Consider the following 15,059-nt stretch of genomic DNA (forward strand, 5'->3'; position numbering starts at 1 on the left):
GCAATTGCGGCCGACCTCGGGCAATCCGGTCGCCGCGTTACGCGCCGGCTTCTTCCTCGTCCCGGTCGATGTACAGCATCGCCACATCGTCCTCCAGCACGCCCTCCGTGTGCCGGATCAACGCTTGATGCAGCTGTTCCAGAAACTCCCGCGGAGTGCGGGCGCGCACCGCTTCCATGGCCTCGGGAAGGGGAAAGAAGGCATTGTCGCGATTGCGGGCTTCGATGACACCGTCGGTGTGCAACAGCAGACGGTCACCGGGCATGAACGGATAGCTTTCCGCCTGGCCCGAAATGCCGGTGATGAAGTCCTCCAGGCCCAGCGGCGGCAGCGCGGAGGCGGGCATCAATGCCCGGACCTTGCCCCGGTGCAGCACCAGCGGAGGAGGATGACCACGGTTGACCACCTCGACCACGGGCCCGTCCGGCACCTGGACCACGAGAGCGGTGACGAAACCCTCCGCCACGGCTTCCTGATCGAACGCACCCGGTACGGCGCACTCCCGGCGCAGCGCGGCCGCGCAGTGGTTCATGACCTCCACCAGGTCGTCCTCGTAGTGCACGGCCTCCCGGAAGGCGCCGAGCACGGCCGCGGCCGCACGCACGGCGGGCAGCCCCTTGCCCCGCACATCTCCCACGATCATCCGGACCCCGTAGCGGGTCTGCACGGCCTCGTACAGATCACCGCCGATCCGCGCCCCCGTCTCCGCCGCGAGGTACATGCTGGCCGCCCGGACCGGGCCCAGCCGGGCGGGTACGGGCCGCAGGATGACCTCCTGCGCCGCCGCGGCGATCCGGCGGACCTGGTCGAGCTCGCCCTGCCTGCGCGTCCGCACGGCGCTGCTCAACGTGATACCGGCCACGGACACCAGGAAGAGTGCCAGGAAATTGGTGTAGACCTGCTGGCTGCCCCATGCGTCGTTGTGGGTCGCGGTGGCCACACTGACGGCCAGGGCGACGGCCACCGCCGCGACGGTGCCACGGGGGCCCATCGTCACCGCGGCCAGCGCCGGCGTCGCGGTGAGGAGAGGGCCCGTGTACAGAAAGTGTGCGGGCGAGAACTCGATGGCCACCACGAGCAGAGCGATCGCGAACGGTACACACTGACCGAGTGTGAAGAGGACCCGGCTGTACGTACGCGTTCCTGGCCGAGGGGGTGAGCGGAAAAGCCACCGCATGAGTCCAGGCTGCCCCCTGGGACCTCAATGGTCCACTCCTCGCCCCCGTCCGCCGGAGTATGCGACGACGTGACAAGGGGACGCAGATGATCATGGCCTGCCGGGCGGGGACGGCGGCAGATGGCAGACTGAAGAGGTGTCCTTTCGGCCACTGACGCACGTCCGCCATACCTGGCAGCCGGGCCACGCGCCCGCCCTGGTGGTGATCCCGCTCGGGCTGATCGTCGCGGTCTGTGTGATCGACATCCTGGCGCCGCGGCACATCCATCTCGGCCCGCTGCTGGTGGCGGCCCCCGCGATCACGGTGGCGTTCGCGGGCGCGCGTCTGACGGCACTGGTCGGTGTGCTCACCGTCGTGGCACAGCTGGTGATCGGCGGGGCGAGAGGAGTGATCGACACCGCCAATATCCAGGCGCAGGTCGCCGCGCTGATCGTCGTCTCGGGCCTGCTGGTCGTCTTCTGCCTGGTGAGGGACCGCCGGGAGCGGGAACTGTACCGGGTGAAGTCCGTGGCCGAGGTCGCCCAGCACGTCCTTCTGCAGCCGCTGCCCCGCCGCAGCGGCCCCCTCCGCATCGTCTGTCTTTATCTGCCCGCCGAAGCCGAGGCCGAGATGGGTGGCGACCTGTACGCGGCGGCGCGCACGGCGAGCGGAAGCACGCGTCTGCTCATCGGCGACGTCCGCGGCAAGGGCCTGGCCGCGATCAGCCACGCCGCCCTGCTGCTCGGGGCGTTTCGCGCGGCCGCCCACCGGCAGGCCACGCTGGCCCGGCTCGCCGTCCATCTGGACGGCGCGGTGCGTTGGGACACCACGCAGTGGCGCACCACGAGCGAACCGGACGACAACGAATCCTTCGCGACCGCCATCCTGCTGGACCTCCCGGACGACGAACCCGTGGTCCGCCTGATCTCCTGCGGACACCCGCCGCCCCTGCTGATCCACCGGAACCGGGTCAGCACGCTCCGGCCGGGAGTGAGCCATCTGCCCATCGGCCTGGGCGCACTGGGCGGGCTCAATGAACCGGACGACTACGAGGCCGAGACGTTCGACTTCGAGGCGGGTGATCTGCTGCTGCTCTACACCGACGGGGTCATCGAGGCCCGCGACCCCGACGGTGTCTTCTTCCCGCTCACCGAACGGGCGGCGGCCTGGGACAAAAACAGTCCCGAGACGTTCATGCAGGAGTTGCGCGAGGACCTGATGGCCCACGTCCGGGGCCATCTGGGCGACGACGCCGCGGTGGTGGCCATCCACCGCGAGGCGTCCTGACGTCCCCGGCCGCCGGAGGGCAAGCACGCGGACAGGCACGCGGGCCTTACCGCGACGAACGGACCGCGTCTTCCAGTGCCTTGACGATCAGCCGGGTGTCCTCGTCGGTCGTGCGCCAGTTGCTGAAGGCCGCCCGTAGCGCGGGCAGTCCGGCGTAGACGGTGGGTGTCAGGAAGACTTCTCCGGCCAGCGCGTCGGCGAGCGTGGCGAGGCGTTCGGTGGTGGGATTCTCCGCCAGGGTGAAGCAGACGACGTTCAGCCGGACCGGCGCGAGGAGCCGGAGGCCGTCGAGGGCCTCGACGGCCCGCCCGACGGTCTGCGCGCACGCCACGCAGCGCTCCACGATCTCGCGGTGTCCGTCACGCCCGTAGGCACGCAGGGCGAACCAGGCCGCGAGCGCGCGCAGGCGCCGGGAGTTCTCCGGGGTGAGATGAACGAAATCGGGGGTGTCGCCCAAGGGGCCGAGATAGGCGGTCAACACCGTTGACTTCGACGACCTGCGGGCCGTCGCGGCGCTGCGGGAACGCTACGACTTCTGGCTCCAGAATCCGACCGGTGCGCTCATGACCGCACGGGCCCGCCGGGCGGTCGCCGAACTGGCCGCTCGGTACGGGGTCTGCCTCGTCGTGGACGAGACCATGAGGGAGCTGGATCTGCGCGACGCGGTGGGCCCCGAGCCGAGGATCCGGCGTGCGGTGCTGATCGGCTCGGCCGCCAAGGCGGTGTGGGGCGGGCTGCGCGTCGGCTGGATCCGTGGCCCCGCGGGGCTCATCGGTGAACTGAGCGGCAACGCGCTGTGCGGGCCGCTGTCCGCGGCGCCGCTGCAGCAGATGATCGCCGTCGAACTGCTCGGCGACCCCGACCCGGTGCTGCGGCGACGCCGGACGGAACTGCGGCGGCAGCGCGACCAGCTGAGCGCGTTGCTCGCCGGGGACGACCGCTGGCGCTTCACGGTGCCGCCCGGTGGGCTGGCCTTGTGGCTGCGGCTGACGGGCATCCGGTCCGACGTGGTCGTCGAGCGCGCCCGCGCGCATCGGATCGACCTCTCCCCCGGCCCGCGTTTCGCGGCCGACGCGACGCTCACCCACCACCTGCGCGTGCCCTACACCCCGCCGGCTGCGGCACTCGACCACATCGCGGCGGTGCTGGACGAGGTCTGCCGGGACTGAGCCCGGAGGGAAACCCGCGCTTGACAAGTCTCCTGACGACACCTTAGGTGTAACCAACACAGTTACAACAAGAGAGGCGTGATGGCTGCCAACAGCAGGCTCACCGTCGCCGTTCACGTCCTTGTGTGGATGGCGCTGGTACGCGGCCGGGGTCGTGAGGTGGTGACCTCGGAGCAGATCGCCGACAGCGTCAACACCAATCCGGTCGTCATCCGGCGCTGCCTGGGCGAGTTGCGCAAGGCCGGGCTGGTCGACGTCCGGCACGGCGCCGGGGCGGGCTGGCGGCTGATCCGCGAGCCGGAGTCGATCCCCCTGTCGGAGGTCCGCCGGGCGGTGGAGACCGAACCGCTCTTCGGGCTGCACCGGGGCGAGCCCAACCAGCGCTGCCCCGTCGGCGTGGGCATCCGGCCCGCGCTGGAGCAGGTGTACGACGAGGTGGAGCAGGCCGCGCGGCGCGCGCTGGAGGGCACCTCGATCGCCGATGTGCTGCGCGAGACCTTGGCGCCGGGAGAGCGCTAGCGGACGGCCCAGGAGGCGTTCGACGGCACCTTCTTCCGGCGCCTTTTCACGGCTCTTGATGTAACAAACTTTGTTCTCTTCAGAGGGAGGTCGAGGTCCGATGCTGGGAATCCGGTACCGGGAGCACGGTGGATACGACGTGTTGCGACCGGTGGAACTACCGGTCCCCGTACCCGAGCACGGGCAGGCTCTGGTGCGGATCACCTACACCACGGTGAGCCCCCTTGACGACACCGTACGCGCGGGCCGCATGGCACCGTCCCTGCACAAACCGCTGCCGATCATCCCCGGCGGCGCCGCGGTCGGCGTGGTCGTCGATCCGGGTGCGTCCGGACTGGCCGAGGGCACCCGCGTCGCGATCCACGGACAGGGGCGGGGCATGACCACGGACGGCACCTGGCGGGAGTACGTCGCGGAGTACGCCGAGGCGTTGACCCCGCTGCCCTCCTCGGTGAGTGATCGGCGGATGGCCGCGCTCTCCGCCGGGGCCGGGCACGCGACCGCCTACCTCGCCCTCACGGAGCTGGTCGGATTCCGGCCCGGACAGAGTGTGCTGGCCCCCGGGATCGGCGGGGCGGTCGGCATGGGGGCGGCGCAGGTCGCGGGGCAACTCGGCGCGTCGCTGGTGATCTCCACGGCGGGCGGGACGGCGAAGGCCGAAAGGGCCCGCGCGGCCGGCTTCGACCACGTCATCGATCTGTCCCGGGAGTCCTTGCGCGACGGTGTGGCGCGGCTGACCGATGGCAGGGGCGTGGACGTGGTCCTCGACGGCGTCGCCGGCCCGCTGTTGCGGGACGCCGTCGGCAGCCTGGCCCATGGCGGGAGTTACGTCGCCATCGGCTACGCCGGGGGCACCCGCGGCACGCTCGATGTGACGGATCTGATCTGGAAGCACGCACGCGCCATCGGCTACATGTTCGACATGTTCTCCCCCGAGGTGACACGTGCCGCACGGCAGACCCTGATCGGCTGGCTCGCCGAGGACCGGTTCGACCCCGTCGTCGCCCGCGTCTTCCCCCTCGCACAGGCGGCGCGGGCACAGCGCCACCTGATGGAGGACCGGCCGTTCGGGCGCGTTCTGCTGACCACGGAGGACGCCGCGGAGGGAGCCGTTCGTTCGTCGGGCGTCGTCCCGCGGTCCGCCGAGGACACCGAGCGGTAACCGCGAGGCGCACAGGGTCGGCTCAACCTGGCCTGTACACGCCCCGGTGCCGGTGGTGGCATGGACCGCGGAACGAGTCCGCGCCGAACCGTGGAGGTCTCCATGTTCAGACCGGTGTTGATCGGCGGCGCGGCCGCGGTGCTCGTGGTCGCTCCGGCCATGCCGTCCACGGCCGCGGAGACGGGTCCACCGCCCGACAAGGTCGTCATCGATGTGCTGGCGGTCAACGGGTCCGGCTGCCCCGCCGGGACCGCCGCCGTGGCGGTCGCGGCGGACAATACGGCCTTCACCGTGACCTACAGCAACTACCTCGCCCAGGTGGGCGTCGGATCCAAACCGACGGACTTCCGTAAGAACTGCCAGCTCGGCCTGAACGTCCGCGTCCCGCAGGGATTCACGTACGCGATCGCCCGGGCCGACTACCGCGGCTTCGCGTACCTGGAGAGCGGGGCCACCGGCATGGAGCGGGCCAGCTACTACTTCCAGGGCATGTCGCACACGACCTCGGTGACCCACCGCTTCGCCGGCCCGGTCAACGACAACTGGCAGACATCCGACGTCACGGGCGTCGAGTCCCTCGTCTACGCGCCGTGCGGCACCCAGCGGATCCTCAACGTCAACACCGAGCTGCGGGTGAGCGCCGGCACCTCCGACCCGACGACGACCAACAGCTTCATGGCGATGGACTCGACGGACGGCAGCGTCAACACCCTCTACCACTTCGCCTGGAAGGAGTGCCCCTGATCGGGCCGCGGGGCCGGACCGCGGGTGATCCCGCAGGCACATCAGGGGGTGTCCGCACGGGCGGGCGCCAGGGCTGTCGGAGGGGGAACGTCCATGTGGAGACCGGTGATGACCGGCGGCGCGGCCGTGGTGCTGCTCGCCGCCCCGATGGCACCGAGGGCGGTCGCCGCGGACGGGGTGCCCCCGCCGGACAAGGTCCTCATCGATGTGGTGTCCGTCAACGGGTCGGGATGCCCCGCCGGGACGGCGAACGTGACGGTCTCACCGGACAACACGGCCTTCACCGTTTCCTACAGCCACTACGTCGCACAGGTGGGCGTCGGATCCAAGCCGACGGACTTCCGCAAGAACTGCCAGCTCGGCCTGAACGTCCGCGTCCCGCAGGGATTCACCTACGCGGTCGCCAAGGCCGACTACCGCGGCTTCGCGCGCCTGGAGAAGGGGGCCACGGGGTTGCAGCGAGCCAATTACTACTTCCAGGGCATGTCGCAGACCGCCTTCATGAACCACCACTTCGCCGGTCCGTTCAACGACGACTGGCAGACGTCCGACACCACGGACATCGACGCCCTGGTCTACGCACCCTGCGGGGCCATGCGGTACTTCAACATCAACACGGAGCTGCGGGTGGACGCGGGCACGTCCGATCCGGCCAGGACGACCAGCCTCATGGCGATGGACTCGACCGACGGCAGCATCAACACCCTCTACCACTTCGCCTGGAAGACCTGCCCCGCGGCGTGAAGTCCACCGGCGCACCGCGGGCCGCCCGCCCCGGGGAGGAGGGGCGGGCGGCCGGCCGGGGGCGAGCGTCAACTCGCCGGTGTGGTGACCTTCTTGCCCTGGTCGTCGACGGCGAACCACAAGCCCTGCTTGCCCTGGCCCGTGATGTCGCCGGCCTTCTTGTCCCCGGTGAACCAGTAGACGGGCCAGCAGTCGACCGCCAGCTGCTTGGTGCCGTCGGGCCGGGTGACGGTGGTGATCAGCTTCTCCGGTACGCCGCGGACGGCGCTCTTCTCGACGGGCTTGGCGGGCTTCCAGGTGTCCAGGCAGGCGTCATTGCAGGCGAACTTCATAGGCCAGGCGCTGTCCTTGTTGAAGCGGTAGAGGGTGCGGCCCTGGCCGTCGACAAGGATTTTGCCGAGTGTCGGGTTGTCCTTGACCAGGACACCGTCGGCGGCCGGTTTCTCCTCCTCGGGCTGCTTCTCCTTCTCGCCCTCCTGCTCCTCCTCTTTCTGTCCCTCCTTCCCGTCCTTGCCGTCCTTGCCGTCCTTGCCGTCCTTGCCGTCCTTCCCTTCGTCCCCGCCGGCCGCGCCCGCCTTCTTGCCGTCCGGGGCGAAGGCACTCCAGGTGCCGCCGACGCCCTGCCCCTTGGTGTCACCGGGCGCGGCGTCCTTGGCATAGCGGTAGACGGGCCAACCGGCGAGGGTGAGCTGCATGGTGCCGTCGGCGCGCTTGACCTCGCCCAGCTCGGCGTCCAGACCGGCTGTGGCGCTCGCGTCGTCCGCCGGGACCGGCGGCCACGCCTTGGCGCAGTCACCGTCGCAGCGGGAGGCCGGCGGCTTGGCCGTGTCCTTGTCGAAGCGGTAGAGCGTCAGGCCCTTTCCGTCCGCGACGACGGGGCCGATCCCCGGTGCCTCGCGGACGGCCAGCTGCTTGGCCGGGGCGTTCTTGTCCGCGGCGGCGGAGCCGGAGGCGCCACCGGAGCCGTAGCCGCCCGAGCCCGAGGTGGATCCGTCGCCGATCTTCGAGCTGCTGCCGGCGGGGGCCTTGCCGTAGTCGTCCTCGGCGGTCTTCTCACCGCCGCCGCATGCCGCCGTCAGCATCATGACCGTGATCGCCGCCCCGGCGAGGGAGGCGTGACGCAGCTTGTTCATGAACTGTCCTTTGCTCGTGGCCCGGCGATGGTCCGCCGTTGCCGTGGGGGTACGGGGCCGGTCCGCCATGCGCTCAGCGGGTCCCGGAATTTGTCATGTGGGGACAGAAACTTCAGGCCGGAAGGCAGGCGCGCGCCGCTCAGCCGGCGACCTCGACGCGCAGTGCGAGGGCGGGGCAGCGCCGGACCGCCCGCAGCGCCCGTTGCCGCATCCGCCCGGGCACGGGGATGACGGCCCGCTCCGGGTAGCCGTCCGAACCCAGCCGCAGCAGCCCGGGCAGGAGGTCCGCGCACAGCCCGTGCCCCCTGCACAACGTCCAGTCCACCAGCAGCTGCTCCGCGGGGGCCGGGGCCGGGGCCGTACCGCCGGTACGAGCTGCCGACGCGGTGGTTCGTGTCCGTTCCTCGGCGGGCAGCGGCAGCGCGCCGAGGGTCGGGCGTCCGCACCCGTGTCCCAGGGCGTGGGCGGCGAACTCCTCCGCGAAGACGGTGAGTGCGGAGGACACGAAGCGGGTGGAGCCGTCGGGGTGACTGCAGGCGCCGCGCCGCTCCACGGCTGCGATCCGGGTGCGTACGGTGTCCAGCGCGCGCTGCCCGCCGCCGTCCGCCGCGTCGGCGAGGGCGTCCGCGAGGGCCGGCAGGCCCAGGGCGCAGGGGCCGCACTGGCCGGCTGACTGCTCCGCCAGCCAGCCGGCCACCCGTACGGTCTCGCCGACCGGGCAGGTGGTCTCGGGCAGGGGCAGCAGGGCACCGGCCCCGAGGACGCCGTCGACCGCGGCGAGCGAGTCGCGGGAGACGGTGGCCGCCCGCGCCGCGTCCGGCGGCAGCCAGCCACCGTGGTAGCCGCCGACCAGTACGCCCTGGCCGGGTGCGGTGCCGCACAGCTGAAGGACGTAGGGAATGGGCAGGCCGGTCGGGGTCTCCACCACGTGGGTTCCGGCGACGGTCAGCATGACGGTGCCGGGCTCGGTCGGCAGTCCGACCGCGCCGTAGCCCACGGCTCCGAGTCGTGCGGCGACGGCGAGTTGAGCGAAGGTCTCGGTGTTGGAGAGCAGGGTGGGCACCCCGCCCAGACCGCTCTCGCTGGTACGGATCCTGCGGCCGGAGGGCAGCGCGGGGCCGCCGTCGATGCCGCGTACGAGGGCCGAGCTCTCGCCGGTGACGAAGCGTTCGGGCAGCCGCGTCACCCCGATGCCCGGTCCGGCGGAGCCGCGCTCGGCGATCGCCCGGCGCAGTGACTCCTCGACATCGGAGCGGGTGACGCCGATGGCGACCTCGTGCGCGCCGAGTGCCTTGGCCGCGAGGACGGCGCCGTCGAGGACCACGTGCGGGGCGAACAACAGCAGGGCGGTGTCCTTGAGGCAACCGGGCTCGCCTTCACTGCCGTTGACGACGACGGCGGCGGTGGCGCCGGTCCGGCGCAGTGAGTCGGTGACGGCCCGCAGCTTGCGGGCGAACAGGAACCCGGCGCCGCCGCGGCCGCGCAGGCCGATGTCCTCCGCGAGCGCCGTCAGCTCCTTCACGTTCAGCTCGGGTGCGGGTCCGTGCACGGCGGTGTGCGCCGCCCGGTCCATCCACGCGGTCTCGTCCAGTCCGGCCAGCAGCCGGGGCGGCCCGACGGTGGCGAGTGACGGCATGGTCCCGTTCATGGCCGCCCTCCCCGCGCCTCACGCTGCCGGGTGCGCAGGCGCAGTGTCAGGGCCAGGGCGACGCCGCTCAGGCACAGTGCGTACGCCGCGGTGACCCAGCCGGCGGCGGGCCGGCCGGCGTGCAGTCCGTGCACCAGGGCCGCGCCCCACGCGGGATAGGCCGCCATGTGCAGGGTCCGCCACAGGCCGGAGCGACCGCCGCCGGTGAAGGCACTGCGCGCGGCGCCGGTGACCGCCACCGCGATGAAGAGATACCCGGCCAGTGTGCCGAGTCCGATGAGGAAGGGTTGCGTGTTGTCGGTGAAAGGGACGGTCGCCGCCGTCGGACTGGTACGGTCCTCGGCAACCTTCACCCAGATGTGCAGGGCGAGAAAACCGAGCCCGGCCACGGCCAGTCCGCGGTGCACGCCCTGGGCGAGGAGTCGGTGGGCCGAGCCCAGCAGCCGTCGGTCGGTTGCGGCCAGCCCCCACAGCACGGTGGAGGTGAGCGAGACGAGCGCGAGTACTCCCGCGCCGAAGTCGAGGAACTCCTGTGTCCGTTCGGCCACGCCGGCCTGGACGGCGACGGCGAGCAGCAGCAGGATCGCCGCCGGCAGGGCGGGGCGCGCGGAAGGCCGGGTCTGCGGCCGGGCCCGCGGCCGGGGTCGGGGGCGTGGTGGGGACTGGGGGGCTCGGCGGCGGCCTCCACCGCCCGAGCGGCCCCGGGGTCGAGGGCGGGGCAGGAGCGTTTGCGTTCGCGACATATGCATCTGGTTCTCCCACAGGCGGCCGGCGGTGGTCCTCACGACTGCCCGTGTTCCTGAGAAATCCGGAAATCCCTCGCATCGGCGCTATTCGCCGACAAGGCGATCATCGAATTCACGTGGTGTGACCGTCCGGGCACTCATGGTCCGGCGGTGGAATGTGCAGAAGCATCGTCCAACTTCGCAGGATCTTCATAAGGTTTATCGTGCTGTGACAAATTCACGCGCGGCTGTCCCCACGGCGGCGATCGGCTGTTGATGATGCCCACTCAGGCGAGAGGCCCCCGGCGGTATTCCCGGCCCTCCCGCCCGGTACGGAAGTCCGGAGGTAGACGATGTGCGACATTCTGAACCGCATCTGGTCGCGGCCGCGCGGTGAGTGGACTCGGGTCCTGAGAAAGGAACTTCCCGCAGTCGCCGCGCAGTTGGCCGAAGAACTGCAGCGCAGTACGCCCGCGTTCTCGGCGGTATCACAGCGCATCGGCAGGGAAGCGACGCAGGAGGCGGTGGAGAGGGCACTGTTGCTCACTTTGGGACTGCGGCCCGCCGCGGGGCCGGAGCGCATACCCACACCGCGGCGAAAACCGGGACAGGTCGTCACCGCCATGCCCGGCACCCGGGCCCGCCAGGCCTTGTTCACCGCGCTCGCCGACGACCGGCACATCCCCCACGACGTGCTGACCGAACTGGCCGGCCGGGCCGGCTGGCCGCTCCCCCGCCGGGTGCGCGCCATCGTGCTCGCCGGCCCGCACGACGCGCACTCCCTGGCGCCCCATCTGGTTCCGCAGCCGACACCCGCGCTGACCCCGCAACTGGCGGCGGCCCTCGGTCAGGGGCTGCCCGGCACCGTCGAGGCCGACCTGTGCCTGCTGATTCCCGACCCCGGGCCGCGGGCCCGCGCGGCCCTGGAGTCGGCGCTGGGCGGCCGGGTGGCCGCGGTCGGCCACTCCGTCCCGGTCGTGGACGCCGCCTCCTCGCTGCGCTGGGCGCGGCGGCTGCTGGCCCTGGCGGCGGCGATGGGCGGTCCGGCCGAACGCGTCACGTTCGTCGACGACCACCTCTCCGAGCTGCTCATGCTCCAGGACGAATCCCTGGCCCGGGCCCTGTCCGCGCGGTGGCTGCGCCCGCTGGAGGACCTCACCCCGCGGCAGAGCGAGCGGCTCGAGGTGACGCTGTTGGCCTGGCTGGAGAGCGGGGGCGCGCCGGAGGCGGCCCGTACGCTCAAGGTGCACCCCCAGACGGTGCGTTACCGCCTTCGCCAGATCGAGAAGCTCTTCGGACCGGCGATGCGCGAGCCGCGCACCCGCTTCGAGCTGGAGCTGGCGTTGCGCAGCCGACGGCTGCTGGCCCAGGCCCGGCAGCTGCGGTCACGGGCGCACGGCCCGGTGCGGGCCCTGGGGGCGGCCGCCGCGCCGCTGAGCCCGGCCGGCCGGGCCCGGATCAACGGCCTGTGAGACAAACCCGGCGCGGCGGCCCCGAACTCGGCTGTTCGGGGCCGCCGCCTTCCCGGCGCCCGGTGGATGGTGGGGGTGGGGAGCACCGGGCGCCGGGGGTTCTACGGGTGGTGCGGGTGATGTCCGGTCAGCAGGTGCGGCCATCGTTGATGCACGCCGTCGCCCTCGCCATCAGCGCGTCCGACATGACGTTGATGAAGTCGCCGTGGTCCGTGACCGGCTTGTGCAGCTGCTCGGGAAAGCTGTCCACGGCGAAGGGGACGCCCGCCGGTACGTCGTAGGTGATGCGCTGCACCAGTTGCGGAATGGCCTTGAAACCACGGGGGCAGGAGCCGTCCGCGCGGGCGAAGGCGACGTGGGTGCGGTGATTGGCGCTGTCGGTGTTACGCCCGTCCCAGCAGTTCTGGAAGGCGAAGGTGCGGACGACCTGCGCGCCGTCCGGGCAGATCGGATATTTGTCCTTCAACTGCCGGTTCTCGAATCCCGCACAGCTCCATGAGGCGTTCGCGTTGGCCAGGCCGTTGGTGAGCGCTTTGGCGTCACCGGTGATGACGCGAAGGAATCGGGGCATCGCGGTCACCTTTGTCACCGGGCTGCCCCGGAACTGCAGGGTCACCGACGCGGGGCGCAGAACGGTTCCCATGTTCCCGTCGTGGCCGCCGCCCGGGGCATTGGCGTCCGGCGCCGCTTTTCCGTCCAGTGTCCGCAGCACCGGCCAGTAGTGGCTGGACTTGTCCCCGTTGGTGCAGGTCGTTCCCGCCCTCGCGAGGCTGTTGTCGGTGGAGAAGGCATCGGTGGATTTATTGCCCACATAGTCGTGCATATGGTGGGCGCCGTTGCGCACCCCCGGGGTGACGATCACGTTGTCGGGGTTGAAGTGACCATTTTCGTTGCGACCGCACACGGATGCGAAGGTGCCCGTCGAGCCGCCGCGGCGGGCCGCGGGAGCACCGGGCCGCGTCGGCGCGGTCCTGATGTCGGCGAAGTCGGCGCGGGAGGGGCCGCCGGCCTTGCCCTGCTCGCCGAGCCGGGAGGCCAAGGGGCGGGAGGAGTCGTCGGCCGCGGTCGTAGTGATCTGCCGGGTCCGGCACCCGCTCAGTGCGCTCAGGTCCTCCGGCGCGGGCACGGCGGCGCTGTCGGCCGCCTTGATGGAATCGGTGATGCTGCCGATGGTCTCGGCGCGTTTGCGTTTCAGCTCCCCCAGCACGGCGTCCGGGGTGGTTCCCTTCGACGCCATCTGCTCGTAGGCGCTCGCCACTTGGGCGTCGAGCTGGGAGAGGCCCCGGGAGACCGAAGTCCGCGCCGGTGCGGGGACCTCGCGCAGCCGTTCGCCGACGTCGGGGCAGGAGACGGTCGTCGTCTCACCGGGGGCCGATCCCGCCGCGGCGCCGTGCGTGCTCTGCCCGGTGTCCTGTCGCGCGGTGTCGTGGGCACCGCCGGCGGAGGCGTTGGCCGCGATGATCGCCGTGCCACCGCCGCCCAGCAGCAGCGCCGCGGCCGCGACCACCGCCCGGGTCCTCAACTGCGAGCGTTTATGGGCCTGTCGCATCATGTGGGGTCACTTCTTTTCGTTGTCACCTGGGTGGGGGAAGTCGACGAGTTCGGTGTTCTCGAGGACGGTGATGTGGTCGAGGACGACGGTGTTGGCGCGGGACGCCAGGTCCCGCACCGCCGTATTGGCGGTGCGGTCGCGTACGAGCGCCACCAGCCCGAACACCTTGCCGTGAGCGGCCCGCACGAGGTTCGCGAAGAGCCGGTCGAACGTGGCGCCCTGGGCGCCTTCCAACTGGTCGAGCCACCCTTGCTGTTCGGCGGTGGGCCGCTGCGGCATGGTCACACCCAAGGCCTGACCGGTTTCGATGGACAGCCGGTCCAGCTCGGTGTGACCGTCGACGAGATGATGGCCGGCGGTCTTCACCGTGTCCTTCGTGCCGCGCTCCAGAGCGAGGCTCCCCGCGGGCTTCTCCCACAGCCCGGCGAGTCGTACCCGGCGGACGAAGTCCCGGTCCAGCGGTGTCAGCGGACCGGACCGCGTGTTCGTGATTCCGCCTCCGTCGTCGGTCCAGGCGGTGCGCGCGGTCGCCGCCGCCGGCTCGGCACTGCCGAAGAGATACACGGGGATCAGCAGCGCCAGGAGCGTCGCGGCCAGTGAGCCGACGACGAGCCCGGTACCGAGGGTCCGCCGGGAGACGGGCCGCAGACCGCTCAGGGAACGGGCGGAACGCAGGGAACGTACGGATCGCATGACACCTTCCTCGGATTCCTCGGTTTCTTCGGGCGCCCGCAGCGCACGCCCTGCCGGAGGACGCCCCTTGCCGGAAGCCGCCCCGCCGGAATGCCCACGGACGCTAGCCGCCGGTGAAGTCGGGCAGACGAGGATTCGCGGCCTCTGACAAAGCCGGCCTCTCCCCTCCCGGACGCTGCTACCGTGCGGCTCTTCCCTGGAGGTGTGCCGTTCCGGGCGGGGTGACGTGTCCCTGTCTCACGCTCGGGATGCCGCCCGCTGGCGGGCGTGGGTCAATGGAGGTAGCAGGCTGCGCGCACGGGGCGGCGGACATGGGCCCCGGCGGGCCACCGGCGGGGCGGCGACGTGTCAGCGGCGCCGCGGGCGGCGAGGAGGCTCTCGGCAATGACGACAACGAAGAGACTGCTCAGAGCCCTGCCCGCGGAATACCGGGACCGGCTGATGGAGCTCGCCCGCGAGGTCTCCTTCCCGGAGGACGCCCGGATCTTCGAGGAACACGGCACGGCGGACCGTTTCTGGGTCATCCGCTCCGGCGCGGTCACCCTGGACCTCCAGTTGCCCGGGCACCGGGTGGTGACCGTGGAGACGCTGGGCACGGGGGATCTGCTCGGCTGGTCCTGGCTGTTCCCGCCGTACGAGTGGGGGTTCGGCGCGGAGGCGCTCAGCCCCGTGCGGGCGTACGAGTTCGACGGCGCCGACGCGCGGGCGCTGTGCGAGCAGAACCCCGCGCTCGGTTTCGCCGTCATGCGCGCGGTGGCCGAGGTGCTCGGACACCGGCTGCACACGGCGCGCAGCCGGCTGCTGGACCTCTATGTCCCGCACACCGCCGAACCGTTGTGACCCGCCCCCTCGCGGGCTGGTGTCCCGGGAATCGGCCCGCGCCCATAAATGCCACGAGCCTTAAATAGAGCGAGCACATTTATCGGATGGTTTCTTCGTCGGCCGCTTGAAATCCGTCTCCCCGGCCCCACAAGGGGGCGCGGAGCCGGGAATCGGGGAGCCCGGGTACCGATGGGCCGCGCCGCGTGCTTCCGATACCCCTGGTGGCGTCCGC

At 71.5% G+C, this 15,059-nt stretch carries 14 protein-coding genes and 1 pseudogene; 8 read left to right on the forward strand and 7 right to left on the reverse strand.

The window, feature by feature from the left end:
• Positions 1-37: 37 nt before the first annotated feature.
• Positions 38-1,177, reverse strand: a complete 1,140-nt coding sequence (locus AB8O64_RS03210) for a PP2C family protein-serine/threonine phosphatase (protein WP_370417749.1) — start codon at positions 1,175-1,177, stop codon at positions 38-40.
• Positions 1,178-1,313: 136 nt separating this feature from the next.
• Here AB8O64_RS03210 and AB8O64_RS03215 point away from each other — a divergent pair, with 136 nt between their 5' ends.
• A complete protein-coding gene (locus tag AB8O64_RS03215) occupies positions 1,314-2,444 on the forward strand; it encodes a PP2C family protein-serine/threonine phosphatase (RefSeq protein ID WP_370417750.1) in 1,131 nt (376 codons plus the stop codon).
• Positions 2,445-2,490: 46 nt separating this feature from the next.
• Here AB8O64_RS03215 and AB8O64_RS03220 read toward each other — a convergent pair.
• A pseudogene (locus tag AB8O64_RS03220) lies at positions 2,491-2,919 on the reverse strand (pyridoxal-dependent decarboxylase); the annotation flags it as partial.
• 40 nt (positions 2,920-2,959) lie between these two features.
• On the opposite strand from AB8O64_RS03220, the gene AB8O64_RS03225 reads away from it, so the two are divergent.
• The 5 genes from AB8O64_RS03225 (at position 2,960) to AB8O64_RS03245 (ending at position 6,782) form a co-directional block, all read left to right on the forward strand.
• Positions 2,960-3,613, forward strand: a complete 654-nt coding sequence (locus tag AB8O64_RS03225) for an aminotransferase class I/II-fold pyridoxal phosphate-dependent enzyme (RefSeq protein WP_370423778.1) — start codon at positions 2,960-2,962, stop codon at positions 3,611-3,613.
• Positions 3,614-3,694: 81 nt separating this feature from the next.
• A complete protein-coding gene (locus tag AB8O64_RS03230; RefSeq protein WP_370417751.1) occupies positions 3,695-4,132 on the forward strand; it encodes an Rrf2 family transcriptional regulator in 438 nt (145 codons plus the stop codon).
• A gap of 100 nt (positions 4,133-4,232) precedes the next feature.
• Positions 4,233-5,294, forward strand: a complete 1,062-nt coding sequence (locus AB8O64_RS03235; RefSeq protein ID WP_370417752.1) for a zinc-binding alcohol dehydrogenase family protein — start codon at positions 4,233-4,235, stop codon at positions 5,292-5,294.
• Positions 5,295-5,396: 102 nt separating this feature from the next.
• Positions 5,397-6,038: a DUF4360 domain-containing protein gene (locus AB8O64_RS03240; RefSeq protein WP_370417753.1), complete on the forward strand. Its 642-nt coding sequence runs from the start codon at positions 5,397-5,399 to the stop codon at positions 6,036-6,038.
• A 93-nt stretch (positions 6,039-6,131) separates the two neighbouring features.
• Positions 6,132-6,782 (forward strand): DUF4360 domain-containing protein, encoded by a 651-nt coding sequence (locus AB8O64_RS03245; RefSeq protein ID WP_370417754.1) that lies wholly within the window; start codon positions 6,132-6,134, stop codon positions 6,780-6,782.
• Between the two features lie 68 nt (positions 6,783-6,850).
• Here AB8O64_RS03245 and AB8O64_RS03250 read toward each other — a convergent pair whose 3' ends face one another.
• The 3 genes from AB8O64_RS03250 to AB8O64_RS03260 form a co-directional block, all read right to left on the reverse strand.
• On the reverse strand, positions 6,851-7,915 hold the full coding sequence (locus AB8O64_RS03250) for an SCO0930 family lipoprotein (RefSeq protein WP_370417755.1): 1,065 nt from the start codon (positions 7,913-7,915) through the stop codon (positions 6,851-6,853).
• A 139-nt stretch (positions 7,916-8,054) separates the two neighbouring features.
• Positions 8,055-9,563, reverse strand: a complete 1,509-nt coding sequence (locus AB8O64_RS03255) for an NADH-ubiquinone oxidoreductase-F iron-sulfur binding region domain-containing protein (protein ID WP_370417756.1) — start codon at positions 9,561-9,563, stop codon at positions 8,055-8,057.
• Positions 9,560-10,111: a hypothetical protein gene (locus AB8O64_RS03260; RefSeq protein WP_356455839.1), complete on the reverse strand. Its 552-nt coding sequence runs from the start codon at positions 10,109-10,111 to the stop codon at positions 9,560-9,562. The genes AB8O64_RS03255 and AB8O64_RS03260 overlap by 4 nt, the downstream gene beginning before the upstream one ends.
• A 530-nt stretch (positions 10,112-10,641) precedes the next feature.
• Between AB8O64_RS03260 and AB8O64_RS03265 the strand changes: the two genes are divergently transcribed.
• On the forward strand, positions 10,642-11,760 hold the full coding sequence (locus AB8O64_RS03265) for a PucR family transcriptional regulator (RefSeq protein WP_370417757.1): 1,119 nt from the start codon (positions 10,642-10,644) through the stop codon (positions 11,758-11,760).
• Positions 11,761-11,887: 127 nt separating this feature from the next.
• Here AB8O64_RS03265 and AB8O64_RS03270 read toward each other — a convergent pair whose 3' ends face one another.
• On the reverse strand, positions 11,888-13,312 hold the full coding sequence (locus tag AB8O64_RS03270) for a DUF1996 domain-containing protein (RefSeq protein WP_370417758.1): 1,425 nt from the start codon (positions 13,310-13,312) through the stop codon (positions 11,888-11,890).
• A 6-nt stretch (positions 13,313-13,318) separates the two neighbouring features.
• Positions 13,319-14,005, reverse strand: coding sequence for a DUF4142 domain-containing protein (locus AB8O64_RS03275; RefSeq protein ID WP_370417759.1), 687 nt, complete (start codon positions 14,003-14,005; stop codon positions 13,319-13,321).
• A 384-nt stretch (positions 14,006-14,389) separates the two neighbouring features.
• On the opposite strand from AB8O64_RS03275, the gene AB8O64_RS03280 reads away from it, so the two are divergent.
• Positions 14,390-14,845, forward strand: a complete 456-nt coding sequence (locus tag AB8O64_RS03280) for a Crp/Fnr family transcriptional regulator (RefSeq protein ID WP_370417760.1) — start codon at positions 14,390-14,392, stop codon at positions 14,843-14,845.
• The last annotated feature ends 214 nt before the right edge of the window (positions 14,846-15,059 follow it).

Source organism: Streptomyces sp. QH1-20, from assembly GCF_041283565.1.
GTDB lineage: Bacteria > Actinomycetota > Actinomycetes > Streptomycetales > Streptomycetaceae > Streptomyces > Streptomyces syringius.